Origin of the sequence: Alteromonas portus (assembly GCF_005117025.1) — a bacterium.
Lineage (GTDB): Bacteria > Pseudomonadota > Gammaproteobacteria > Enterobacterales > Alteromonadaceae > Alteromonas > Alteromonas portus.
In genome coordinates this window covers 145,396-168,329 of the sequence record NZ_SWCO01000009.1, presented here as the reverse complement: position 1 = coordinate 168,329, position 22,934 = coordinate 145,396, and the positions used below count along the sequence as shown (strand labels likewise).

Genomic DNA, 22,934 nt, shown 5'->3' with positions numbered 1-22,934 from the left:
AAATCAATTTGATTCAACATCATTGGTTGGATGAATTTCCTTCAAACGTAGATTAAATAGTAATGTTGCTAGCAACCTCAATGTAAATGACAATTCATCAAGGAAAGCGAGTGGATAACAACACGACAAATAAACGAGAAGCTAAGGGAAGTGAAACGCTAAATCACCAAGTAATGATTAAACATGTCATTGCACTTTTTCGTGATACTATGCCTTTCAACCAGTTGCTGGGCTTAGAATTTGTTACTGAAGGAGAGGGGCTAGATACACAGATCTCCCTGCATCTTAATTGGCAACCATCGCTAACCGGCAATCCAATGCAAAAAATCCTACATGGCGGTGTAACAGCGACTATGCTAGACACCATCGGTGGTTTAGTTTCAATTATAGAAACCATTAAACAAACCGCACAAGAACACCTTGCGGACCTTCAAGTTAGGTTGCCCACCATGGGCACGGTCGATATGCGCATTGACTACTTAAGGCCGGGAAGAGGCGAACGCTTTGTTGCGACAGCCACGATTATTCGAAAGGGCAGTAAACTGGTGGTTTGTAGAATGGAATTGCACAACGAAAAAGGCGATCATATTGCCTTTGGCACAGGTACATATATGCTGGGATAGCGGCCTCTTAAAAAGGTCAGGCTCGTCCCATACTACCTTTTGCCATCTTGTGTAAGGGAAGTAAGCGGTATTAACGGGAGGTGTAGCATGGCAGAGCCATTACCAGATTTAATCGAAGAGATTGTTACCGATAGTATGGGTGATGATCCAGCGACCTTGTTGGCCACCCTAGCGGGCCAAGACGAGGTGTACATTGCGTCGTTGTTAGAATCGCTGCCCGTAGAAAAACGTTTGGCGGTGTGGGAAGGCATTCCTCGCGACCGCAAGCTCGACGTATTGGTAGAGATGCGTAGCGACCCCCGTGAAATTCTTATCGACAATACCCCGCACGACGAATGGGCGTCTATTTTTGCCGATATTGATGCAGAAGACTTACTGGAGCTACTCGATTCATTGCCAAAACGCCTAGTCGATATGGCCTATGAATCACTTGATTCCAAAGAGCGAAAGTACTTCAGAGAAGCCACACAGTTTCCCGATAACCAAATAGGGCACTGGGTTAACCACGAGCAGTTAGTGTTACCGTCGAACGCGAAAGTGCGCGAAGGGCTACGCTTATTAAGACGTGATATACCTCAGCACTGCGACAGCATTTTTTTGGTGAACCGCTCGGGTCAATTTTCAGCGCTGGTTAAAATTAGCCACCTCTTCAATGCGCAAGATCACGTGTCGCTATTCGATTTGTCAGAAGAGAGTGTGACGACTATTCAAGGGGCTGACGACACAATGAATGCGTCGCTTCTCGTTCAGCGCTCAGGACTGGCATCGTTGCCAGTAGTTGACGAAAACAACAAGCTTCTCGGCCGATTAGATGTGACCTCGGCAAGCGAGTTGGTAAACGAGTTTTACGAACGCCAAGTGATGGCCTCGGCTGGTATGGATGAGGACGAAGATTTGTTCTCGCCTGTGGCGAAAAGTGCGAAAAATCGCGCCCTTTGGCTTGGCATTAACTTGCTTACCGCTTTTTTAGCCTCGTGGTTTATTGGATTGTTCGAAGGCACGCTTCAACAGGTTGTTGCCCTTGCGGTACTGATGCCGGTAGTGGCAAGTATGGGAGGCATTGCGGGTAGTCAAACGCTAACCCTGATTGTACGCGGCTTGGCGTTGGGGCAGGTCACGCCTGCCAACTTACGGGCGCTGATGGTGAAAGAGCTTAAAGTTGGTGGTGTAAACGGCGTGATTTGGGCCTTGGTCATAGGCGTAGTTGCTTATTTCTGGTTTACCGATGCCATGTTAGGGTTGGTTATCTGTTTGGCCATACTGTTCAACATAGTAGCCGCCGCTCTTGCGGGGGTATTCGTGCCTGTAATATTGGACAAGCTGAAAATAGACCCTGCACTATCGGGTTCTGTAATTCTCACAACTGTCACTGACATTGTAGGCTTTGTTGCGTTCTTGGGGTTGGGCACACTCTTTCTTCTGTAAGACGGTTTCTTCTGACAGATGGTTTAGGCTGTAGGCGTCGCTCCGCCTAACCGTGTTTTACACATTCAAGGCCCCACTGAATAAATACATTTGGTGGGGCTTTTTTCGTTGGTTACGCCGCTTGTTACCCGCCCTTTGCCGCAATGGAAAGCGTTAAGGGTTGTGTATTCACTTAACCTGATAAACAATACGCGCCTTCTTCCCCTGAATCTCGTTGGAGTCAGTCTTGTCTAAGCAAGCCAGTGCCGCTCAAGTCGGCGTTATTTGTGCTATTGCCGCATACAGTATGTGGGGTGTTGCACCTGTTTATTTCAAACAGTTGATGGTATTGCCTGCGGCTGAAATCCTTATGCACAGGGTGATATGGTCAGTGGTGCTGTTAGTTGGGCTTATTGCCGCGCTAAAGCAGTGGCCCAAAGTGGGCGCCGCCCTTCGCAACAAGCGAGTTATGCAGATTTTATTCGTTGCTGGTTTGCTGCTCGGGGCGAACTGGCTCTTGTTTATTTGGGCAATTAATAACGACCATATTCTTGATGCAAGCCTTGGCTATTACATCAACCCTCTTATCAACGTGTTCTTAGGGCGACTGTTTTTGGGTGAAAGGTTACGTAATTTACAGCGTGTTGCTGTGGGTCTTGCGGTTATTGGCGTGGCTATTCTTATTTTCTCTTACGGCCACGTGCCGTGGATTGCCCTGGTGCTTGCGGGAAGTTTTAGCGTGTACGGCTTATTGCGCAAGCAAGTGGCAGTAGACTCGCTACCCGGCCTTTTCATTGAAACCTTAATGCTTTCGCCGTTAGCTATTATCTATTGGGTATTCTTTGGCTCTGAATACAGCAACTTATTTAATAACGATGCCACGCTAAATACCCTTATTTTGGCGGCTGGCATTGTAACTACCGCGCCACTACTTTGTTTTACCGCCGCAGCAAGGCGCATAATGTATTCAACGCTGGGCTTCTTTCAGTACATTGGCCCTACGCTTATGTTCATACTGGCGGTTTACCTGTACGGCGAACCGCTTGAAGAGTCGCGTTTGGTGACCTTCGGCTTTGTGTGGTTTGCGCTTATCTTGTTCAGTGCCGACTCGCTCGTAAATTACCGTAGTCAGCGTAAAGCGCAAAAGCTTGCGGTAGAGTAAGGGCTGTTGCGCACGAGGCGACGTGATACAAGCTGTGTACAAAGCGTTTGCCTAAAGCGCTAGTTTAAGAAAGCTGCGCGCTTTTTGTGATAGTAACGCGTAGCGGGCAAGTTTTGATTTAAGCGTTTAACTGCTAAGGCGCGGTTGATTGGGTGAGACGCTAAAGCAGTGACGCTTGCTCTTGCTGAGTAACACCTGGTGGTTCGCACTTCACTTGGTTACGGCCGCTATTTTTGGCAGCGTAAAGCTGCTTGTCGGCAAGGCTTAGTAGCTTATCTACGCGCTGAGTGTGGACGCCACTTACCCCAATACTACAAGTCACTTTTATATCGGTTTTAGGAAGTTGGATAACTTCATTTTCCACTACCTTCCGGAAATCTTCTAGGCGTTCGCAGGCCTCTTCAAGCGGTATTGAAGGCATATAAATGCAAAATTCTTCACCACCAAAGCGAGAAATAATTTCATCAGGGAAATAAAACTCAATAAGAGCCGCCATGGCTTTTAGAACAATGTCACCGGCGTCATGGCCGTGGGTATCGTTTATTGACTTGAAAAAGTCTAGGTCAATAAGGGCAAGAGCATGATCTTCAGACAGGTTCTGATGCTGCACCGTAACCATGTAGAAGAAGTGACGCCTGTTCGGTAAACCTGTTAAATAGTCGGTGTTGGCCACGCGGCGTATTTCTTCAACGCTTTCAATATATTCAACGTTTTGCATTACCCGGCATAAGAACTCTTCATGACAGTAAGGCACGCGCAAAAAGTCATTTGCGCCACTTTTTATGAAGTGCGCAGACATTAGCATGCCTTTGCCACCGGCTATACCCATTATGGCAAGCTGCTCTTTAGAAAATGCCTTTCTTAGGCTTGCGACAAAATGGGTACCTGTCATGTCAGGTAGGGTGTTATCGGTAATGACAAGACGCACATTTTTGTGTTCCGACAAACACTGCAAAGCGTCAGTAGCGGTTAAACATTCAAATGCAATGAAGTTATGGCGCTGAAGTAACGAAACCGTTTTAGAGCGTAAAACACGATTAGTGCTTACCACGACGACGCCTGTTGATTTGTTTTTTTCGAGGCGGCTGATAAGGCGGTTTAGGTAGTCGTAATTCTGCGAATTTTCTTTAGGAATATAGTCGACAACATCGCGCTCAAGGACTTTGTCGCGAATATCGTTGTCCAGATTTTCGGTTGTTGCGATGGTAGGAATAAACGAGCCGACAGCAAAGTCGATAGCCTCACCTTTCGGGGCATCAGGTAGCGCATAGGCAACAATGGCACACAAAAAGCTTTCAGGCATTTCTTGTGCGAAGCGTGCCTTACCTTCTGTAAGCGACGTTGCACCAACGGGTGTAAGTCCCGAGCGGCGTACTAATTTCGCTATAAGTTCAAGGTTGCCTTCACCATTTTCGATGATCAGCACATGTTGCTGCATACATTCCAACTTAGGTTTGGGCTACCTTGCCACTTAATAATGTTACGCTTTCTCCAGCTTTGCGTAAGCAAGTACAAGCCATTTACTGCCGAATTCATCGAAGTTTACTTGAACTCGACCATGCTCACCACTACCTTCGTAATTCAGAACAATACCTTCCCCGAATTTACGGTGTACAACTCGCTCACCTAAACTAAATCCTGTTTCTTCAAAACTGGCGTGCGAGGTCGCTTGGCTAAAACGGTTATGCACGGGGCGCGAGATAGTCGATTTAAGCCTGACTTCTTCTACACAATCGGCAGGCATTTCGCGAATAAATCGAGAAGCAGTATGATACTTATCTTGGCCATATAATCGACGACTTTCTGCGTAAGTGATATACAATTTTTGCATAGCGCGAGTCATACCAACATAGCAAAGTCTGCGCTCCTCTTCCATTCGACCTGGCTCGTCGTTAGTCATTTGGCTAGGGAACATGCCTTCTTCTACGCCAGCTAAGAATACCAATGGAAACTCAAGGCCTTTAGCGGTGTGAATAGTCATCATTTGCACTGCGTCCTGATCTTTATCCGCCTGAGTTTCACCTGCTTCAAGCGACGCATGGGCTAGAAAGGCTGCTAAAGGCGACATTTCTTCGGCTTCTTCAGGCACGATAAAGGTTTTACATGCACTAACTAGCTCTTCTAAGTTTTCTAGTCGTGCTTGGGCTTTTTCTCCGCGCTCCGCCTGGTACATAGCGTACAGACCAGACTGGCGAATAGCTTTATCGGCCTGTTGATCAAGAGGCTCGTCTAGCGTGGCTTGTTCTAGCTCAGTTATAAGCAAAACAAAGCTTTGCATAGCGTTTAGCGCGCGGCCTTTAAAGCCACCTTCATTAATGAGTAGCTGGCATGCCTGCCACATAGAACAGTTATGCATACGTGCAGCATCACGTACTTGCGAAAGGGTTTTCTCTCCAATGCCTCGGCTGGGGGTGTTTACCACACGCTCAAAAGCAGCATCGTCGTGGGGGTGGCTCACCATACGCATATAGCCAAGCGCATCCTTAATTTCTTGGCGTTCGAAGAATCGCAAACCACCGTATATGCGATAGGCCAACCCTTCGTGTAGCAAGGCTTCTTCCAGTACTCGAGACTGGGCATTGTTTCTGTAAAGAATGGCGGTATCGCTAAGGGCGTTGCCTTGATTAAGCCAATCTTTAATTTTAGAAACAATAAAGCGCGCTTCATCTAGCTCGTTGAAGCCTGCATAAACAGAAATAAGCTCGCCTTGTGCGTCTTCCGTCCAAAGCTCTTTCCCTAGACGACCCGTGTTGTTGTCGATAACCGTGTTCGCCGCTTTAAGAATATTTCCGGTAGAACGGTAGTTCTGCTCAAGGCGAATAGTAGTAGGCTCGTTAAAGTCTTTCAGGAAGTGCTGAATATTATCTACGTTTGCACCACGCCAGCCATAAATAGACTGGTCATCGTCGCCAACAATCATAATGTTGTTATTGCCGCCACTACACAGCATACGAAGCCATGCATATTGGATATTGTTGGTATCTTGGAATTCATCAACTAGAACGGCGCGGAAACGGCGTTGATAGTGCGCTAATACGTCCGGGTTTTTAGCCCACAATTCATGGGCGCGCAATAATAACTCAGCAAAATCTACCAAGCCTGAACGGTCACACGCGTCTTGATATGCGGCATAGACTTCACGCATGGTTTTTTGAATATGGTCGCCGTGGGTTTCAATATGCTGAGGACGTAAGCCTTCGTCTTTATTGCCGTTTATATACCATTGGATTTGGCGAGGAGCCCAATGCTTTTCGTCCAAGTTCATAGCTTTTAGAATGCGTCGAATCAGGCGGTACTGATCATCCGAATCAATTATCTGAAAATTCTCAGGCAAGTTGGCTTCTGCGTGGTGAGCGCGTAGTAAGCGATGCGCAAGCCCGTGGAAGGTACCAATCCACATGTTGTGCAGGCTGCGACCCATCAACGACTCTATACGGCCACGCATTTCTTTGGCTGCTTTATTGGTAAAGGTCACTGCCAAAATAGAAAAAGGGGCGATGTTTTCGACTTCCATCAACCACGCAATGCGATGCACTAATACGCGGGTTTTACCACTACCAGCGCCGGCCAATACCAAGGCGTTAGATAATGGGGCTGCTACTGCTTCACGCTGTTTGTCGTTTAGCTCGTCTAGCAGTCGAGATACATCCATAATGTGGTACCTGTTAGTTTATAAAGTTATACGTTCAGCAGCGCGCTATTATGCCATCTGCCTGTTAATTTATACAGTCCAGTTTTTGCGCCTTTTTTGGTGAGCAAAAGGGCAGTTGTTTAGGTTCAGTAGGTGAACACTAAACGAGACTTTTACTGAAAGTGTCTGGCACTTTTACCGTTCGTTTTCCTATGTGGCAGGGCTTAATGCGAGCTTACAGCGAGACAGCGAGCGCAAATGAACGATACAGTTATTAGCTATAACGAATTATTTCGATAAATTGATCGAATTATGCGCTTGGCTGGTATCACATCGGTATTGCATCACGCCAAACTCAGGTAAACTTTCTGCACAGCTATTAAGGCCAGCGTTATATTCTTCCGTGAAGAATGAACTACAAAAGATAAGTTCGGCCATTTAAGCAAGCTGCAAAAGTACACGGCCCTAATTTTTAAACGACACCAATTGGCACATCAACAGCACATAAACGGGACATGCTCATGACCGCACTTTCTACGCCCATCGATTTCTGGTCGACGCTAAAACAAGAAGCGCAAATTGTTGCTGACAACGAACCTTTGCTTTCTAGCTATGTGCATGCCAGTGTCCTTGCGCACCATAATTTCGAATCGTCGTTAAGCTTTATCTTGTCAAACAAAATGGCAGACGACGTCATGCCTGCACTCGCCATTCGCGAGGTGTTCGATGAAGCTTATCTGCTAGAGCCTGGAATCAGTGAGGCAGCCATTGCCGATATTATGGCAATTAATGCAAGAGATGCGGCGGTTAATGATTACCTTACTCCCTTACTTCACTTTAAAGGCTTCCATGCTGTGCAGGTGCACCGAATGGCGCACTACCTTTGGCTTCACGGTCGTCATCAGCTAGCCCTGTTTTTGCAAAGCCGTAATTCATCGAGCTTTGGTGTAGACATCCACCCAGCAGCGCGAATTGGTAAAGGCGTTATGTTCGACCACGCTACCGGTATTGTGGTGGGTGAGACTGCGGTAGTCGAAGACAACGTGTCTATTTTACAAAGCGTTACTCTTGGCGGTACAGGGAATGAGTCGGGAGATCGTCACCCCAAAATTCGCCAAGGCGTGTTAATTGGCGCAGGTGCCAAGATCCTAGGAAATATCGAAATCGGCGAGGGCTCGAAAGTCGGCGCAGGTAGCGTTGTACTCAATAGCGTACCAGCCCACGTTACCGTGGTGGGTGTTCCAGCCAAGGTAGTTGGGAGACCGGTTTGTCAAAGCCCCTGTGAATCCATGCGCCAAAACGTACTAGAAGACAACTAAATTATGGGGTCAGAGTACATTAATAATGGGGTCAGAGTACATTTCCCGTTTTATACTTAGTAAAAGTTTAAAGTACTCTGACCCCACATTTTGCCCCCACTTTTAAGCGATTAAAGTACTCTGACCCCATTATTCATAGGAAGTGGGTTAACTCATTGAGGTTGTCTAATGCGACGTGGGGAAGCACGCTTACAGGTTCGTTGGCTAGTGTCATGGGTCTGTTACAGGCAAACCAGGCGGCTTGATAGCCAGCGTTAACCGCGCCTTGTACATCCTTGATAATATTGTCACCTACGTGAAGAATGTGCTTCGGCGCAATTTGTAAACGTGCAGCCGCTTCATCGAACATATCGCGGGCTGGTTTCATGGGGCGTGTTGTACTGGCGTGAAGAATGGTTTCAAAGTAACCATCAATTCCTATTTTTTCTGCGTTTACATTACCATTAGTAATGCCGATAAGCGGTAATTGGCTACTTACTGCCTTAAGGGCTGCGTGTACATCGTCAGCTAATTCAAAGTCGCTTCTTGCGTCGTAAAAGCAATTAAAGCAAGCTTCTACTGCTTCACTAAGTTCACCATCGTGTTTCAACTCTGTTGTTAATTTTTCAGGTGTGGTGTTAGCAAGTGCTGCGGTAAGCACTACACGGCGAAGCTGCCCCATGTCAGACGCCAAACGCAAATCCTTTTTAATAGCTGCTCGCTTTAATGCCTGCCAATCTTGTGACGACAGTGCCGCAGCATTTTTATGATGCCTAGCAATATGCGCTTGTAGCGCCTGCTCAGCCCTTTGGATGATTGGTTCGTTATTATAAAGGGTGTCATCAAGGTCGAAAGTCATCGCCTCGACTTTGTTGATAGACCGGAAAAACTGCATGGTAAAACCTTAAGTGAGCGTTATTTTTTTCGCGCGCGCGGATGAGCCGCATCGTATACATTGGCGAGGTGCTGGAAGTCGAGATGGGTATAAACCTGTGTTGTCGACAAGTTAGCGTGCCCTAACAATTCTTGAACCGCACGTAAGTCGCCACTGGATTCTAATACGTGAGTAGCGAAAGAATGGCGCAGTTTGTGAGGGCTTACTTTTTGCGATAAAGACTGCTCTTGCGCCATTTTATCTAAGCGATTCGCGACTTGCCTGTTCGATATTCGGGTTTTGCGTTTACTTACAAAAACCGCACTTTCATACGGGGAAGCGTAAGCTGGCCGAACTTTTAACCAGGCATTAAGGGCTTTTTGCGCATGTCGACCCAGTGGCAGTATTCGCTGTTTACTGCCTTTACCCATGACCTTTACCGTACCGTCTTTTAAACAGTCGGCTAAATTAAGCCCGGTAAGCTCACTCAAACGCAGCCCGCACCCATAAAGCAGCTCAAACATGGCTACATCTCTTAACTGCATGCCTTCATCGTCGTCACTGCTTCGAGGTGAGGCATTAAGCAGCTGCTGCATCTCATCCACGCTAAGCTGCTTAGGTAATGGTTTTCCTTGTTTAGGGGCTTGAATGCCTTCTACGGGGTTGCTGAATAGCTGATGATGGTCGATAAGGTATTGGCAGAAGGTTCTTAATGCTGAAAGTCTCAGCGCAATGCTGCGTGGACTGTGACCAGACATTTTCGCATCAGCCATAACTCGCTTTATATCACTTGGTGTAAGTCCGGACCACTCGTAAAGCCCGAGTAGCTTTGCCACTTCAGTAAGCTGACGCTGGTAGTTTTTAATGGTGTGAAGAGATAACCCGCGCTCAACCTGTAAGTGAAGGAGAAACTTGTCTAGCCATTGTTGGCAGGATTCGCTGATTAAGGCGTCCGTAGACACAGCACCTAATATCCCATCATTTCAGGCAGGATGATATTTAGCACTTGCTGAAGCTGTTGAAGCAAGAGGGTATCCATATCAGGCGTAAAGTGGCTGGCGTCGCTGCTGCTAATGCCCAAAATACCTAATTCACGGTTGTCACCAAGTAGCATTAACGCGACCGATTCCGCAGGGTTTTCGCCGAAAAGAAGTTGGCGTTCGTGCTGCGATAAGCGACCAAAGAAAAAGTTGGTGTTTTTAAAACGCTTTTCTGTGAACAAACGTTGCTGTAGTTCAGGAATAGCGTGGGGGCCCTTAAAGCTTTTAATGACCGCTGATGACAATTGTAAACGTTCTTGCAGCACGTCTTCTAACGTAAACTGTACTTCAGCAACGCTTTCGCAACGCAGTAGCTGCACGTTTAAGTCGGTATAAACGCGATATATTTTTTCGTTTTGCTTAGCTATGGTAACCAGTTGGTTTAGCTTGAAATTTAGCTGCCTGACTTTTTGTCTTAGCTGATCACTTTGAATTTCGACAAGTGAAACACTGCCTTTGTGTTCATGAGGCAGCTTAATCTTTTCAAGCAGGTCGGGGTGCTCGGCGAAAAACTCAGGGTTTCGTAACAAAAACGCGCGCACATCAGCACTCGACAATTCCGTTGTGTCGTTAAATGGCTCAATTAATTGCGTGGCGTTAGACTGCCCTGATAATTCGCTCATAGATTTATATGTCCGTCATATACGTGTTCGGCAGGCCCTGTCATTTTTAACACGTTATCTGGGCCAGGCCAGCGTATACGTAAACTGCCTCCGGGTAGGTCCACCCGTACGTCTTTTCCTAATTTACCCTGAATTTGGCCAATTGCAACCGCTGCACACGCACCGCTACCGCAGGCTAGGGTTTCACCTGAACCACGCTCAAATACGCGAAGCTTAATGTGTGACTCGTTAATTATCTGCATAAAGCCAACGTTTACGCCTTCAGGAAAGCGTTCGTGTTTCTCAACAAGCGGCCCAATTTCGGCAACGTTTGCGGTATCAACGTCGTCTACTTCCATTACACAATGGGGGTTGCCCATCGACGCTGACCCAATAAATAAGGTGCGTTCGCCCACACGCAAAATATACGTGTTCTCTTGCTTGTTGGCTGTAAGCGGTATGTTCGCAGGTTCAAACTCAGGCTTGCCCATGTTCACAGTAACCTGACCATCTTTCTCAAGATACAGCACCATTTTTCCGGCTTTAGTGCTTACGACAATTTTGTTGCGATTAATGAGACCTTTTTGTTTAACAAAGCGCGCAAAACAACGTGCACCATTACCGCATTGCTCTACTTCTGAGCCATCAGCATTGAAAATACGATAATGGAAATCTTGCTCAGGATCGTAAGGCGGTTCCACCATCAACAGCTGGTCGAAGCCAATACCGAAATTTCGGTTAGCGAGTTGTTGAATTTTTTCTTTAGAGAAAAAGACGTTCTGAGTAACGTTATCAATAACCATGAAATCGTTACCCAAACCGTGCATTTTAGAAAATTGAACCTGCATTAAACGCGCATCTATCTTGTTAGTTTGTCTCTAGTTTACGGAAGTTTATACTCACCTTGCCAGAGATCTTTTTGTTTTTCTCTTTCACGAACCACAATTGCTTTATCACCGTCTACCATAATCTCGGCTGGACGACAGCGGCTATTGTAGTTTGACGCCATAACAAAACCATAGGCACCGGCGCTGCGAACTGCAAGTAAGTCGGTAGGTTCAATGGCTAATTCGCGATCTTTTCCGATGAAATCACCGGTTTCGCATACAGGCCCTACTACATCGTAAATACGTGGTGTTGCCGTGCTTTCTTCTTTTACAGGGATGATTTTTTGCCATGCTGAGTAAAGCGCAGGGCGCAGTAAATCGTTCATTGCAGCATCAACGATAGCGAAACTCTTTTCTTCACCCTCTTTTATGAATTCAACCTCGGTTACCAAAATACCGGCGTTGGCTGCAATTGCACGTCCTGGCTCAAGAATAAGCTTCAGGTTTTCACGGCCTACCATTTTTTCAGCCATGGCTTGTGCGTAGGCTTTAGGATGAGGTGGTTGCTCGTTATTATAAGTAACGCCAAGACCACCGCCCACATCTAGATGCTCAATGATAATATTGCGTTCGGCTAATTCATCAATTAGCAGAAGTAGACGCTCTAGCGCATCTACAAAGGGTCCAATTTCAGTTAGCTGAGAGCCGATATGGCAGTCCATACCAACCACGTTTAAGTGGGGCAGGGATGCAGCTAATTCATAGGTAGCAAGCGCTCGCTCACGTGCAATACCGAATTTGTTTGCCTTCAAACCTGTGGAGATATAAGGGTGCGTTTTTGCATCCACGTCCGGGTTTATGCGCAGTGAAATAGGAGCTTTCACGCCCATTTCGCCCGCAACTTGGTTAATGCGGTGAAGCTCTGGCTCTGACTCTACGTTAAAGCACATGATACCTTGTTCTAGTGCATAACGAATTTCATCGTGCTTTTTACCAACGCCTGAAAATACCACTTTGCTAGCGTCGCCTCCGGCTTCGATTACACGTGCCAATTCACCTGCAGAAACGATATCAAAACCTGAGCCCAACTTAGCCAAAACACTTAAAACCCCAATATTTGAGTTCGCTTTTACGGCGTAACAAACAAGGTGAGGGTGTTCACCAATGGCATCATTAAAAGCGTGCCAATGGCGCTCTAACGTAGCGCGAGAATAAATATATACCGGCGTTCCGTGCTGGGCCGCAATATCAGAAACAGCCACTTGTTCAGCATGCAGCTGACCTTGGCTGTAGGCGAAATAATCCACTAGTTCAGCTCTCCAGAAGTAGTAACGGGGGATGTATTGTTGGCGCTAGATGAAGCATCGGTTTCTGAACTATCAGAAGACGCTGGTTCAGCAGACGTGTTTTGCGCAGGCGCATCGGGGATATAGAGCGCCCCTTTATAACCACAGCCACATAATGCTGTGAGTGTTAGCAAGAAAACAACAGACTTTTTAAGCACGAAAAATCCCGCAAAGAATACGACAAATGCCGCTATCATCGCATTGCGGTGTTAAATTGCAAGAGCCAATAATCGTTCTTGTGTCTTATCGCCGTATTGAACGTTTTTCCAAAGGGCATCACACAGGCTCTGCGTATCAGAAAAGTCTTTATTTTTGAGCCAATCGATTAAAACATTGGGGTTATCTGGGAAGGCGATAGCTTCATTTTCAGGTGCTTCAAGCCACTCTTCGACAATGTCGGTGTCGAGTTGAAATAGCGTCTGACACAAATCTAATTGACTAAGAGTAAGCACATTGGATAACTGCTCAAATTGGCCATGCAAGGGCTTAATGAGCAGCTTTTTTCCTAATTGGAGGGCTTCGCTAGATAACTCAAAGCCTCCGTTAGCAATGACTCCACTGGCATGCTGCAGAGCTTTTTGAAAGTGCTTCTTTGACGTGGGGTGCCAATGGATATGGCCCACTTCTTTGGCTTCATCGATGTTAGGGTGAAAGCATTCAAATACCTGATCACTAAGCGGTTCAAGCATTTGTTGAATATCTTCAATATCCTCGAAAGGTAAATAAACCAACACGTGTCCATTACCCGAAGACCTAATTGGTTTTTCTGCAACGAAAGGTGGAATAATTGGCTGATTGAAATGATACCAGTGTACACCTAGCTGAAGATCGGTAGGCGCAAACATTTTCATTAGCAAGCTATCGAATATGGTATTGCCGCTTTTTGGTACGTTATAGGTAAACGCCGCTTGATGGCTAATAGAAATGGAAGGTAAACCTTGTTTCTTCGCAGCCCATGCCGTCACAGGTTCAAAGTCGTTAACCAGCAAATCGTAGTCACGGGTATCGAATGCTTTGATGTCTTTGTTTAGCTGTCGAATGTTGGCTTCTTTTACCGTAGACCATTTGTCCACGCGCCCGCTTTTTGTAATGAAACTCAACCCAGTGTACGTTCGATATTGCCCAAATACGTCCATATCGAAATATTTCTCAGGGGCACGACCGGTAAACACAAAGTCTACGCTTATGTCGTCTCGCTCGGCCAACGCAGCAGCCATGATTCGCGCTCGTGCAATATGCCCATTTCCGGTGCCTTGCACACCATACAATAATTTCATGCTACCCCAGAATTGAAATACTTAGTGTCGCTATTGTTACGCCAAGCAGAGACCCTGCGACCACATCAGAAGGATAATGAACGCCTAATAGTACGCGTGAAAGCCCAATAAGTGCAGCCCAACTATACGCAAGTAGTGCAAACGGCGGATAATAGTGCGCTACTATACAGGCCATTAACGTCGCAGCGGCAGTATGACCTGAGGGAAGTGAGAATTTATCTGAGGGCGTGACATGTGCTGTTAAATTCATTAGAAAATCGCAAGGGCGAGGGCGCTTGAACATTTTCTTAAGCAGCACATAAATGGGTAATTCCAGCGCATATGCCATCAGCGCTGTATAGAGGAAAAGCTCACCGTGCTCAGGCTCAAAAGCCCAAAGCAGCATGCCGATAACAAAATATAGGTAGCCGTCACCTGTTTTTGAAAGCCATACAATACTTCTACAGTCTCTTTTTTGCGTCAGCTTGTAGAGGCGATAAAATAAGTCAGTGTCGTATTTGGTCAAGGATTTCATCAACATCGCCTTGTCCCCTATCGGTTAATTAATGCACAGGCTAAAGATTGTCTGTGACCAGTGGGTGACGGAAAAAAGAAACTTTTTTGACATCTCACTTAGCTTTTTGCTTTTCGTAGCACCGTTATTGGGCAAACAGGGAAACTGGCTTTAAATTCGCAGTTTGTAGCAAATCATATCCAGTTAGAATTTTTTCAAGACACGTTAGTAAATCGTGTGTTCACACTAATGAAAGTGTAAGCAAAATACGTGCTCATGTTCGGTATGTCATGGTGATAGTTCTGCATTTTTTGCAAAAGGTGAAAATTTGATGAAACGCGCTAAATCAACCGTTTGCATCACCACAATTAATGCTATGCTAGGTTTAACGAGCATAGAGCTTCAACGCTTCTCAATTTTAGTAAGGCAATAGAATGGAATACAACACATCTGAATTATGCGACTTGTTTGCTGATAGCGTAGACGTAGTAGATCCAATTTTCGCAAGCTTTGGTGGCCGTTATTCTTTCGGTGGTGAAATCACCACAATTAAGTGCTTTGAAGACAGAGGTCTTATCGACCGTGTCCTTGCACAGCCTGGTGCAGGTAAGGTGCTGCTAATCGATGGCGGCGGTTCAAGTCGTCGTGCTTTGTTCGATGCATCCTCTGCGCAAGTCGCCATTGATAACGACTGGGAAGGCGTTGTGATTTACGGCAGTGTGCGTGAAGTTGATAGTCTTGCTGAATTGGATATTGGCGTTCTGGCTGTTGCTGCAATTCCTGTAAATGCAGAGTGCGAAAGTATTGGCGAGGTAGACGTACCCGTTAACTTTGGCGGCGTTACGTTTTTACCCGAAGACCACCTGTATGCGGATAGCACGGGTGTGATTCTTTCCCCTGAGCCACTAGATCTAGATTAAATCATTGGCAAGCAGACGCTAACTGCTTTGAAAACAAAGAAATAAAAAACGGAGGCTTTGAGCCTCCGTTTGTATTTCTATTTGCGCTTATAACTATTTAAGTGCGTTCAGCGCTTACATACCGAGTGTGACGCTACTTGTTCGCGTCATCAAACACTTGGTTTAGATACATGGCGATGCGAATACCTGCCATCTGTAAACGCTTTTTAGCAGTAGGCAGGTGATTGTATAAGTAGTCATAGCTCATGTTATTAGCGTCTTGCGGATAAATGGTATCGCGAATAGTAGTGCTTTCCTCAATCCACACCATAGGGTCAGTGGTTGCCCAGCTGCGAATGTCTTCTGAAGTAATAGTTTGTGTAAGCCATTCAGTCCACTCAGAATATGACAAGTCCCGCTGATCTAGCATTTGCGAATCCCATACGCGGTGCAAGTTAGAGTCTTGCCAGAAGAAGCGTACCTTTACATCGTTACCACCACGATCAGTGCCGTTGCCAGCGTGCAGTGGCTGGTGCAGGTCGCCAATAATATGCACGACAAATTGAAGTGCTAGACGCTTCTCTTCAATGCTGGCAGTGTCGCTTTTTAAGGTTTCAGTAAAGTGCTTTAACGCCGTAACTGCATCACCTTGCTTTGGTGCACCCACTTCTTCGTAGGTTTTTCCTTCAGGTACAGACACATAGTGCCAAGGGCTAGCTGTTTTTTGCCAAAATTCGCTAGGGTCAGAACGCATTTCATCAGCATGAGTCGAGGCCTCAGCCAACGAACCATGAGGCAACAGGTCCATAAGTGCAGCCTGCGATAGGGGGCTTAGGTACTGCTGTGCAATAGCGCCAGTTACTCTGTGGCCTGTTTGTCCCCAGCCGAAAGCGGGTGATGCAATACACAATGTAAATAGTGTGCTCAGCGCAACAGCGCAAATCCTGTTTGCAAACGCGAACATGGTTAATCCTCAGAATGTTTGGAAGACTGATAGCCCCATCTTGCGACAAGGGACTGCTCAATACCTAGGTGGTCTAGTATGCGCGCCACCACAAAATCAACCAAGTCATCGATAGTCTTTGGATTGTGATAAAAACCTGGCGCAGCGGGCATAATTGTAGCACCCATTTGTGAAAGCTTGAGCATATTTTCTAAGTGTATAGAAGAAAGCGGCATTTCACGGGGCACTAAAATAAGTTGTCCCCGCTCCTTTAACACGACATCGGCGGCGCGCTCAATAAGGTTGTCGCTTGCGCCAATACTAATGGCAGAAAGCGTACCTGTAGAGCATGGGCAAACCACCATTTTAGCGGGGGCGGCTGAGCCTGAAGCTACCGGTGAAAACCACTCTTCTTTTCCAAATACTTTAATTTGGTCAGGTTTTGCATTGCAGTGCTCAGTAAAAAACGCCGCGGCGTCTTCGGGGCGCCCCGGTATCTTAACGTTCTCTTCTGTGGCAAACACCACTTTGGCAGCGGAAGAGATCAATACATACACTTGGTAATCGGCGTTAACTAGCGATTTCAATAGTGTAAGTGCGTAAGGTGCACCTGATGCACCTGTGATAGCAAGCGTGACTTGCTTGTCGTGTTTCATGGTTTAGCCTCTGTAGATAACAAGCAAAGCGGGCTTGTCTATCGGGTATTACTATGTGAAATTTTGTTTTGTTATAGTTTGGACTTCGTGTTTAGTGCATCAAGTAAACGGCCATGAATGCCTTCAAAGCCGCCATTACTCATCACAAGAATATGATCGCCCGGTTGTGCTACGTTGCAAACGCCTTGAACGATCTTCTCTACATCTCTGAAGCAGTGCGTAGGCGCATTGCTATGGGCCACGGAGTCGGCTAACGACCAGTCCATACCTTCAGGTTCATACAAATAAACTTCATCGGCTTTTTGCCACGAATTTGCCAGCGAGTCTTTATGTACGCCCATTTTCATAGTGTTTGAGCGGGGCTCTAGCACAGCCAGTATACGTGCATTACCCACTTTCTTGCGCAGTCCATCAATTGTAGTCGCTATAGCGGTAGGGTGGTGTGCAAAGTCGTCGTATACGGTGATGTTGTTTACTTCACCTTTCACTTCCATGCGACGCTTAACATTCTTAAAAAAGGATAACGCTTCTATGGCATCAGGTAAGGTAACGCCTGCATGATGGGCGGCGGCTATAGCCATTAAGGCGTTGTCTACATTGTGTTGACCCAAAAGGGACCATGTTACGGTTCCCACGTTAACACCGTTATAGAGTACATTGAATTCACTGCCATCTTTCTTCAACAGTTCAGCGTGCCATTCTTTGCCTAGCGATTGGCGAGAAGACCAGCAACCTTTTTTCAGCATATCCTCAATAGCCGGGGTACTGTTTGGCGTAAGAATAAGCCCGTTTTCAGGCACCATGCGAACCAAATGGTGGAACTGGGTCTGAATAGCACCAAGATCAGCAAATATATCTGCATGGTCGAATTCAAGGTTGTTTATAACTAAGGTTTTTGGACGGTAGTGTACAAACTTAGAGCGTTTATCGAAGAATGCGCTGTCGTATTCGTCAGCTTCAATAACAAAAAAGGGGCTTTCACCCACGCGGGCCGATACACCAAAGTTCTCTGGAACGCCGCCAATCAAATAACCAGGGTTAAGCCCAGCGTGCTCTAAAATCCACGCTACCATGCTGCTGGTGGTGGTTTTACCGTGGGTACCTGAAAGTCCAATAACCCAACGATCTTTTAGTAAGTTATCTAGCAGCCATTGCGGGCCGCTGGTGTAAGGTAAATTGCGGTTTAGCACGTATTCCACGGCGTGATTGCCGCGCGACATAGCGTTACCGATAACTACCATATCTGGTGCTGGATCGAACTGGCTTTCGCAATAGCCTTCGGTCAGTTCGATGCCTAATGCCTCCAGTTGGGTACTCATAGGGGGATAAACGTTTTTATCAGACCCTGTTACTTTGTGGCCTAGGGATTTAGCAATGGCGGCGATGCCACCCATAAAACTTCCACAAATGCCTAAAATATGTACATGCATAGCGCATTCTCAATGAATTATCATGTTATTGGGGTACTGTATCAGAACCATAAGGCCGATAGATAATTCAATTTTTATCAAAGCAGTGCTGCTGTCAGCCTTTGTGCACCGTAAACATTCAGGTATTCAAAGTATACAAACTGGTATGGTGTGTGTATGACTTTTGGTAAGTGTGTTCCACTTAGCAAAGAACACGGTTACAATCTAACCACAGGCTTAAAACCTGTGTGTGCTTCAGATAAACGCCGGTAAGGAAAGCTGAGCGACTGCAAGTACAACACCCTACACATAAAAAAAGGCTTACATTCAATGAAACGTTTAAATTCCCAATTGCAACAAGACGGTGCACCGCTTGAGTTAATACTACTCATTCGTACACTGCTAGCGGGCTGTAAAGAAATTTCTTTCCGCGTGAGTCAAGGCGCACTTGCTGGCGTGCTCGGTTCAACTCTTTCAGAAAACGTACAGGGCGAAACACAGAAAAAGCTCGACGTTATCTCTAACCACATTTTAAAAGACACGCTAAGGGAATCTGGCTACGTTAAAGCCATCTCGTCTGAAGAAGAAGACGATGTAGTACCGTGCAACCCAGAAGGTAACTACTTAGTAAGCTTCGACCCGCTTGACGGGTCTTCAAACACTGAAATTAACAGCCTAATCGGTACTATTTTTTCAATTACTCATGCACCGCAGTGGATGAAGCCAGACGATCCCTCTGCTTTCTTGCAGCCTGGTACGCAGATGGTTGCTGCAGGTTATGTACTGTATGGCCCGTCTACAATGTTAGCGCTGACCACAGGTCGCGGTACGCACATTTATACCCTTGATAAAACCCATGGTGGTTTCCTGCTAACTCACCCGAATATTCAAGTGCCTGAGCAAACTTCTGAGTTTTCAATTAATGCTTCGAACCAGCGTCATTGGGAACCTGCTATGCAGGCGTATGTGGCTGATCTTTTAGCGGGTAAAGAGGGGCCACGTGGTAAAGACTTTAATATGCGATGGGTGGCGGCAATGGTAGGTGATATTCACCGTTTGCTTTGTCGCGGTGGCATCTTTATGTATCCATTCGATAACAGAGACCCGTCAAAGCCAGGTAAATTGCGTTTGCTTTACGAAGCCAACCCAATGGCGTTTTTGATGGAGCAAGCTGGTGGTAAAGCGGAAACGGGCACGGGCCGAATTCTAGAGGTGATGCCTGAAGAAATTCACCAACGTGTACCGTGCATTATCGGTTCTAAAGATGAAGTTGATATGTGCTTAAGCTACAACGACAACGCGGAATAGCAAAAAATGGCCCTGATGGGCCATTTTTTTATTAAAAAGCAGCAAAATTTCGTGAAAAAATAAAGAGATTAGTACGACAAGGGTCGTAAAGCGTTTTTATTTTGCTGCTGTCACCGTATACTTAACCCCAAATTTCTTATACATCATTGAAAGGACCAAAGAATGAGCTTAAGTGCTATTTCTGCTGGTAAAAATGTACCAGACGAAGTAAATGTGATCATCGAAATTCCAGCACACGCTGACCCGGTGAAGTACGAAGTAGACAAAGACACAGGTGCACTTTTTGTTGACCGTTTCATGGCAACTTGCATGCACTACCCAACTAACTACGGTTACGTTAACAACACCTTGTCTGAAGACGGCGACCCAGTTGACGTTCTAGTAATGACTCCGTTCCCACTACTTGCGGGTTCTGTTATTAAGTGTCGTCCAGTTGGCGTATTAAACATGACTGACGAGTCTGGTAAAGATGCAAAAGTACTAGCGGTACCAGTAGACAAGCTTTCTACTATCTATCGTGACGTTAAAGAAATTGCTGACGTACCTCCTCTTCTTCTTAAGCAAATCGAGCACTTCTTCGAGCACTATAAAGATCTTGAAGAAGGCAAGTGGGTTAAGATTGACGGTTGGGCAGACGCTGCAGCTGCAAAAGAAGAAATTACCGCAAGCATCGCGCGTTTCGAAGCAGAATAATTCACGCTGCTTTAAATTGATGATACAAAGGGCTGGTGTAATACCGGCCCTTTTTGTATGTGGCTAAAAAGTGAAGATTGAAAACGAAAAGCAAAAGCCGATACAAAAAAGCGAACAAAATACTCAACGATAGAGAGCAGTATGATCCACCATAAATTATCCATGCCTTCATTATTTGCTGTAATAATGATGGTTGTAACCTTCAACGCTCTGGCAGATGAGGCGCCTGTCAAAGCTCTTGTAGAGGTGTATTGGGAAGACCTTGTACCTGAAGGCTTTAACGAACTCGCACCACCCTCGGTTCAGCACAATGGTGAAATGAGTCAACTTCAGCCAGACGCACCAGTCGTCGATACCTTTGACGGTAAACGAGTGAAAATTCCGGGCTTTGTTGTGCCACTTGAAGGTACCGCAGAACTCACCACCGAGTTCTTACTTGTTCCGTATTTTGGAGCCTGTATTCACGTACCACCGCCGCCGTCCAATCAAATTGTTTACGTAAAATTTGAAGAAGGTGTACGCATTGATAATATTTACGATGCGATATGGGTGACTGGCGAACTATCGACCGACGGCTGGAAAGGCGATATCGCATCAGTAGGTTACCGCTTAAAAGGTGAAGCGGTTGAGGGGTTCTAGCGGTAGCCTTGAATGTACAACCACGCTAAAGAAGGTTACCTCTACTATCTCAAGTGTCACGACGAGCTAGATAGAGACAACGCATAGGTGATGCGTTAACGTTAGGAAGCATTAAACGTTTTAAAATAAGGGCATCAGGTGTTTACAGGGCTATCAGCGTTTCCCATTACCCCATTTAAACAAGAGACGATAGACTACAAAGCGTTTCAAGGGCTTGTTGATAATTTAGCCTCAGCTAACGTAGATTCAATTTGCGCCATTGGCTCTACCGGGCTTTATCCTTACCTAACGCGAGAAGAAAAGTACAACGTAGTAAAGCTCGCCGTTAACCACGCACAAGGCATTCCTGTTATGGCAGGCGTCGGGGCCCTTCGTACCTATGACGTGTTAAAAAACGTTGAAGCGGTGCAGCAAGCAGGGGTTAATGCTGTGTTGTTGGCACCGGTTTCTTATCAAGTACTTAACGAAGACGAAGTGTACGGCCTCTATGAGACAGTGAGTCACGAAGTATCTGTGCCTATCTGCGTTTATGAAAACCCTCGCGTGACTAATTTTACCTTCAGTGATGATTTATACCGTCGCATAGGAAAATTACCGAATATCGGAGCGATTAAAATACCCGGCTCGCCATTTGCCACATTTGCCAAAAATTCAATGGATAATAGCGCTAGCAAAGGTATCTCACCCACTTTAGCAAGCAATAGCGAAGGCGCTCGCCGATTATCATCATTGCGAGAGATAATGCCTGCAAACATTGCTATCGGCGTAAGTGGTGATAGTTTCGGCGCAGCAGGAATGAGTGAAGGTTGTGACCTTTGGCTCTCTGTTATAGGGGGAATATTCCCGCGAACCGTAACGCGTATTATCGACGCCGCTCACTCTGGTAATGTTGTTGATGCACAGGCTCAGTCACAAGCGTTAAGCGGAATATGGAGCATGTTTGCGCGCAATGGCGGCGGTTTGCGTGTGGTTGCAGCCGCGGCAGAAATTTTGGGCTATTGTGAAACGCCTAGCTTACCTGCACCCTTTTTACCTATCGCCAAAAAAGAGTACAGCGAGCTAGAGCACATCATCACGGAGTTATCGTTAAGCTAGCCCTGCGTATAAATCTGCTCAGCGCGGTTAAACAAAAGCCACGACGTTAAAATGTACTTGTCGTTACTTTTTGGAATTTGGCCGCGATGCGTGTGAGTAAAATAGGCTGGCGCAATCACCATTCTGCCTGCTTTGGGCTTAACCGCACGGTTTTGATAATAAAACTCGGTCTCGCCGCCTTCTTCCACATCGTTTAAGTAGTACATAAACAGCAGCACGCGGTGCAGCGCATCGTTATGTTGAAGCTGCGGATACACTTCAGAGTGCCAATATGGGTAGCCGCCGTTACCCGCGGTGTAGCGCTGTGCATTAACATCACCTACGCGAAAAAGGTAATTCACCAAATTTGCCAAGTTTGGCTTGCCCACTTCATCAAAATTTTCACCGGTTACTTTTACCGGTTCGCCGGTTTTTGGATGGCGTACGGTTAAGCCAATGGGCCCAACAAGCGCAAAATAGTATTTTTCAATATAGGCAACCAGCTGCTTTCCGGTGTGCTGCATCACTTGCTGAAATAAGTCTTTAAATTCAGGGCTTCGGCTTATCGACACATCCATACTACGCTTTTTATCTAAATCTACACCACCGCCAGTGCGGCCTTGACTTAAATTAGGGCTGCTTTCAAAGCGTTCCATGAGTTGCGTGCACAGCTCTGTTGGTAACACATCATCAATAACTTCAATTAAATCGCTCATGGATACCTCGTACTGCGCTT

23 protein-coding genes are annotated in these 22,934 nt (G+C 46.2%); 9 read left to right on the top strand and 14 right to left on the bottom strand.

The features are described from left to right. The first annotated feature begins 110 nt into the window (after positions 1 to 110). The 3 genes from E5672_RS16190 to rarD all read left to right on the top strand — a co-directional run bounded on the left by E5672_RS16190 (position 111) and on the right by rarD (position 3,189). Positions 111 to 623, top strand: coding sequence for a thioesterase family protein (locus tag E5672_RS16190; RefSeq protein ID WP_136783156.1), 513 nt, complete (start codon positions 111 to 113; stop codon positions 621 to 623). Between the two features lie 87 nt (positions 624 to 710). Beyond that, a complete protein-coding gene (locus E5672_RS16185; protein ID WP_014975345.1) occupies positions 711 to 2,048 on the top strand; it encodes a magnesium transporter in 1,338 nt (445 codons plus the stop codon). A gap of 226 nt (positions 2,049 to 2,274) precedes the next feature. Beyond that, positions 2,275 to 3,189, top strand: a complete 915-nt coding sequence (rarD, locus tag E5672_RS16180) for an EamA family transporter RarD (RefSeq protein ID WP_136783155.1) — start codon at positions 2,275 to 2,277, stop codon at positions 3,187 to 3,189. Between the two features lie 160 nt (positions 3,190 to 3,349). On the opposite strand, the gene E5672_RS16175 is transcribed toward rarD, so the two are convergent. Together E5672_RS16175 and uvrD are read right to left on the bottom strand one after the other, a co-directional pair. Then, a complete protein-coding gene (locus E5672_RS16175; RefSeq protein WP_136783154.1) occupies positions 3,350 to 4,627 on the bottom strand; it encodes a GGDEF domain-containing response regulator in 1,278 nt (425 codons plus the stop codon). Between the two features lie 42 nt (positions 4,628 to 4,669). Beyond that, complete coding sequence (gene uvrD, locus E5672_RS16170) at positions 4,670 to 6,841, bottom strand: DNA helicase II (RefSeq protein ID WP_136783153.1); 2,172 nt, start codon at positions 6,839 to 6,841, stop codon at positions 4,670 to 4,672. A 500-nt stretch (positions 6,842 to 7,341) separates the two neighbouring features. Between uvrD and cysE the strand changes: the two genes are divergently transcribed. After that, on the top strand, positions 7,342 to 8,139 hold the full coding sequence (gene cysE, locus E5672_RS16165; protein WP_136783152.1) for a serine O-acetyltransferase: 798 nt from the start codon (positions 7,342 to 7,344) through the stop codon (positions 8,137 to 8,139). 133 nt (positions 8,140 to 8,272) lie between these two features. On the opposite strand, the gene E5672_RS16160 is transcribed toward cysE, so the two are convergent. From E5672_RS16160 to E5672_RS16125, 8 genes are read right to left on the bottom strand one after another with little or no spacing between them, the layout of a single operon-like run. Beyond that, positions 8,273 to 9,013, bottom strand: a complete 741-nt coding sequence (locus E5672_RS16160) for an HAD-IA family hydrolase (protein ID WP_136783151.1) — start codon at positions 9,011 to 9,013, stop codon at positions 8,273 to 8,275. Between the two features lie 20 nt (positions 9,014 to 9,033). Continuing rightward, positions 9,034 to 9,954 carry a tyrosine recombinase XerC gene (gene xerC, locus E5672_RS16155; protein ID WP_136783150.1) on the bottom strand — a complete coding sequence of 307 codons (921 nt, stop codon included), beginning with the start codon at positions 9,952 to 9,954 and terminating at the stop codon, positions 9,034 to 9,036. A gap of 5 nt (positions 9,955 to 9,959) precedes the next feature. Then, complete coding sequence (locus E5672_RS16150) at positions 9,960 to 10,655, bottom strand: DUF484 family protein (RefSeq protein WP_136783149.1); 696 nt, start codon at positions 10,653 to 10,655, stop codon at positions 9,960 to 9,962. Continuing rightward, on the bottom strand, positions 10,652 to 11,482 hold the full coding sequence (dapF, locus tag E5672_RS16145) for a diaminopimelate epimerase (protein WP_136783148.1): 831 nt from the start codon (positions 11,480 to 11,482) through the stop codon (positions 10,652 to 10,654). The genes E5672_RS16150 and dapF overlap by 4 nt, the downstream gene beginning before the upstream one ends. A gap of 35 nt (positions 11,483 to 11,517) precedes the next feature. Beyond that, positions 11,518 to 12,768: a diaminopimelate decarboxylase gene (lysA, locus tag E5672_RS16140; protein WP_136783147.1), complete on the bottom strand. Its 1,251-nt coding sequence runs from the start codon at positions 12,766 to 12,768 to the stop codon at positions 11,518 to 11,520. Continuing rightward, a complete protein-coding gene (lptM, locus tag E5672_RS16135) occupies positions 12,768 to 12,965 on the bottom strand; it encodes an LPS translocon maturation chaperone LptM (protein WP_240692260.1) in 198 nt (65 codons plus the stop codon). The genes lysA and lptM overlap by 1 nt, the downstream gene beginning before the upstream one ends. Before the next feature lie 51 nt (positions 12,966 to 13,016). Next, positions 13,017 to 14,084: an MJ1255/VC2487 family glycosyltransferase gene (locus E5672_RS16130; protein ID WP_136783145.1), complete on the bottom strand. Its 1,068-nt coding sequence runs from the start codon at positions 14,082 to 14,084 to the stop codon at positions 13,017 to 13,019. 1 nt (position 14,085) lies between these two features. After that, positions 14,086 to 14,598, bottom strand: coding sequence for a phosphatase PAP2 family protein (locus E5672_RS16125; RefSeq protein WP_167483156.1), 513 nt, complete (start codon positions 14,596 to 14,598; stop codon positions 14,086 to 14,088). A gap of 413 nt (positions 14,599 to 15,011) precedes the next feature. On the opposite strand from E5672_RS16125, the gene rraA reads away from it, so the two are divergent. After that, positions 15,012 to 15,497 (top strand): ribonuclease E activity regulator RraA, encoded by a 486-nt coding sequence (rraA, locus tag E5672_RS16120; protein WP_014947855.1) that lies wholly within the window; start codon positions 15,012 to 15,014, stop codon positions 15,495 to 15,497. 133 nt (positions 15,498 to 15,630) lie between these two features. Here the strand turns inward: rraA and E5672_RS16115 are convergent, their stop codons facing one another. The 3 genes from E5672_RS16115 to mpl all read right to left on the bottom strand — a co-directional run bounded on the left by E5672_RS16115 (position 15,631) and on the right by mpl (position 18,505). Further along, positions 15,631 to 16,440 carry a S1/P1 nuclease gene (locus E5672_RS16115; protein WP_136783143.1) on the bottom strand — a complete coding sequence of 270 codons (810 nt, stop codon included), beginning with the start codon at positions 16,438 to 16,440 and terminating at the stop codon, positions 15,631 to 15,633. 2 nt (positions 16,441 to 16,442) lie between these two features. After that, positions 16,443 to 17,075, bottom strand: a complete 633-nt coding sequence (locus tag E5672_RS16110; RefSeq protein ID WP_014975357.1) for a flavin prenyltransferase UbiX — start codon at positions 17,073 to 17,075, stop codon at positions 16,443 to 16,445. A 71-nt stretch (positions 17,076 to 17,146) separates the two neighbouring features. After that, the gene (mpl, locus tag E5672_RS16105) at positions 17,147 to 18,505 is read right to left on the bottom strand and encodes a UDP-N-acetylmuramate:L-alanyl-gamma-D-glutamyl-meso-diaminopimelate ligase (RefSeq protein ID WP_136783142.1); all 1,359 of its coding nucleotides are present in this window, start codon (positions 18,503 to 18,505) and stop codon (positions 17,147 to 17,149) included. Positions 18,506 to 18,814: 309 nt separating this feature from the next. Between mpl and E5672_RS16100 the strand changes: the two genes are divergently transcribed. The 4 genes from E5672_RS16100 to E5672_RS16085 all read left to right on the top strand — a co-directional run bounded on the left by E5672_RS16100 (position 18,815) and on the right by E5672_RS16085 (position 22,219). Next, on the top strand, positions 18,815 to 19,792 hold the full coding sequence (locus E5672_RS16100) for a class 1 fructose-bisphosphatase (protein ID WP_136783141.1): 978 nt from the start codon (positions 18,815 to 18,817) through the stop codon (positions 19,790 to 19,792). A 162-nt stretch (positions 19,793 to 19,954) separates the two neighbouring features. Then, complete coding sequence (gene ppa, locus E5672_RS16095; protein ID WP_014947861.1) at positions 19,955 to 20,485, top strand: inorganic diphosphatase; 531 nt, start codon at positions 19,955 to 19,957, stop codon at positions 20,483 to 20,485. Positions 20,486 to 20,626: 141 nt separating this feature from the next. Further along, a complete protein-coding gene (locus tag E5672_RS16090; RefSeq protein WP_136783140.1) occupies positions 20,627 to 21,124 on the top strand; it encodes a DUF3299 domain-containing protein in 498 nt (165 codons plus the stop codon). A gap of 138 nt (positions 21,125 to 21,262) precedes the next feature. After that, positions 21,263 to 22,219, top strand: coding sequence for a dihydrodipicolinate synthase family protein (locus E5672_RS16085; RefSeq protein WP_136783139.1), 957 nt, complete (start codon positions 21,263 to 21,265; stop codon positions 22,217 to 22,219). On the opposite strand, the gene E5672_RS16080 is transcribed toward E5672_RS16085, so the two are convergent. Next, positions 22,216 to 22,914, bottom strand: coding sequence for a 2OG-Fe(II) oxygenase (locus E5672_RS16080; protein WP_136783138.1), 699 nt, complete (start codon positions 22,912 to 22,914; stop codon positions 22,216 to 22,218). The two genes, E5672_RS16085 and E5672_RS16080, sit on opposite strands and share 4 nt — an antisense overlap. Between the last annotated feature and the right edge of the window lie 20 nt (positions 22,915 to 22,934).

What these genes read in the sequence shown, in the direction of transcription:
- E5672_RS16185 (WP_014975345.1), top strand. Translation starts at nt 711, where the DNA reads ATGGCAGAGCCATTACCAGATTTAATCGAAGAGATTGTTACCGATAGT.
- E5672_RS16175 (WP_136783154.1), bottom strand. Translation starts at nt 4,627, where the DNA reads ATGCAGCAACATGTGCTGATCATCGAAAATGGTGAAGGCAACCTTGAA.
- uvrD (WP_136783153.1), bottom strand. Translation starts at nt 6,841, where the DNA reads ATGGATGTATCTCGACTGCTAGACGAGCTAAACGACAAACAGCGTGAA.
- cysE (WP_136783152.1), top strand. Translation starts at nt 7,342, where the DNA reads ATGACCGCACTTTCTACGCCCATCGATTTCTGGTCGACGCTAAAACAA.
- E5672_RS16160 (WP_136783151.1), bottom strand. Translation starts at nt 9,013, where the DNA reads ATGCAGTTTTTCCGGTCTATCAACAAAGTCGAGGCGATGACTTTCGAC.
- E5672_RS16150 (WP_136783149.1), bottom strand. Translation starts at nt 10,655, where the DNA reads ATGAGCGAATTATCAGGGCAGTCTAACGCCACGCAATTAATTGAGCCA.
- dapF (WP_136783148.1), bottom strand. Translation starts at nt 11,482, where the DNA reads ATGCAGGTTCAATTTTCTAAAATGCACGGTTTGGGTAACGATTTCATG.
- E5672_RS16130 (WP_136783145.1), bottom strand. Translation starts at nt 14,084, where the DNA reads ATGAAATTATTGTATGGTGTGCAAGGCACCGGAAATGGGCATATTGCA.
- E5672_RS16125 (WP_167483156.1), bottom strand. Translation starts at nt 14,598, where the DNA reads ATGAAATCCTTGACCAAATACGACACTGACTTATTTTATCGCCTCTAC.
- rraA (WP_014947855.1), top strand. Translation starts at nt 15,012, where the DNA reads ATGGAATACAACACATCTGAATTATGCGACTTGTTTGCTGATAGCGTA.
- E5672_RS16115 (WP_136783143.1), bottom strand. Translation starts at nt 16,440, where the DNA reads ATGTTCGCGTTTGCAAACAGGATTTGCGCTGTTGCGCTGAGCACACTA.
- E5672_RS16110 (WP_014975357.1), bottom strand. Translation starts at nt 17,075, where the DNA reads ATGAAACACGACAAGCAAGTCACGCTTGCTATCACAGGTGCATCAGGT.
- mpl (WP_136783142.1), bottom strand. Translation starts at nt 18,505, where the DNA reads ATGCATGTACATATTTTAGGCATTTGTGGAAGTTTTATGGGTGGCATC.
- E5672_RS16100 (WP_136783141.1), top strand. Translation starts at nt 18,815, where the DNA reads ATGAAACGTTTAAATTCCCAATTGCAACAAGACGGTGCACCGCTTGAG.
- ppa (WP_014947861.1), top strand. Translation starts at nt 19,955, where the DNA reads ATGAGCTTAAGTGCTATTTCTGCTGGTAAAAATGTACCAGACGAAGTA.
- E5672_RS16090 (WP_136783140.1), top strand. Translation starts at nt 20,627, where the DNA reads ATGATCCACCATAAATTATCCATGCCTTCATTATTTGCTGTAATAATG.
- E5672_RS16080 (WP_136783138.1), bottom strand. Translation starts at nt 22,914, where the DNA reads ATGAGCGATTTAATTGAAGTTATTGATGATGTGTTACCAACAGAGCTG.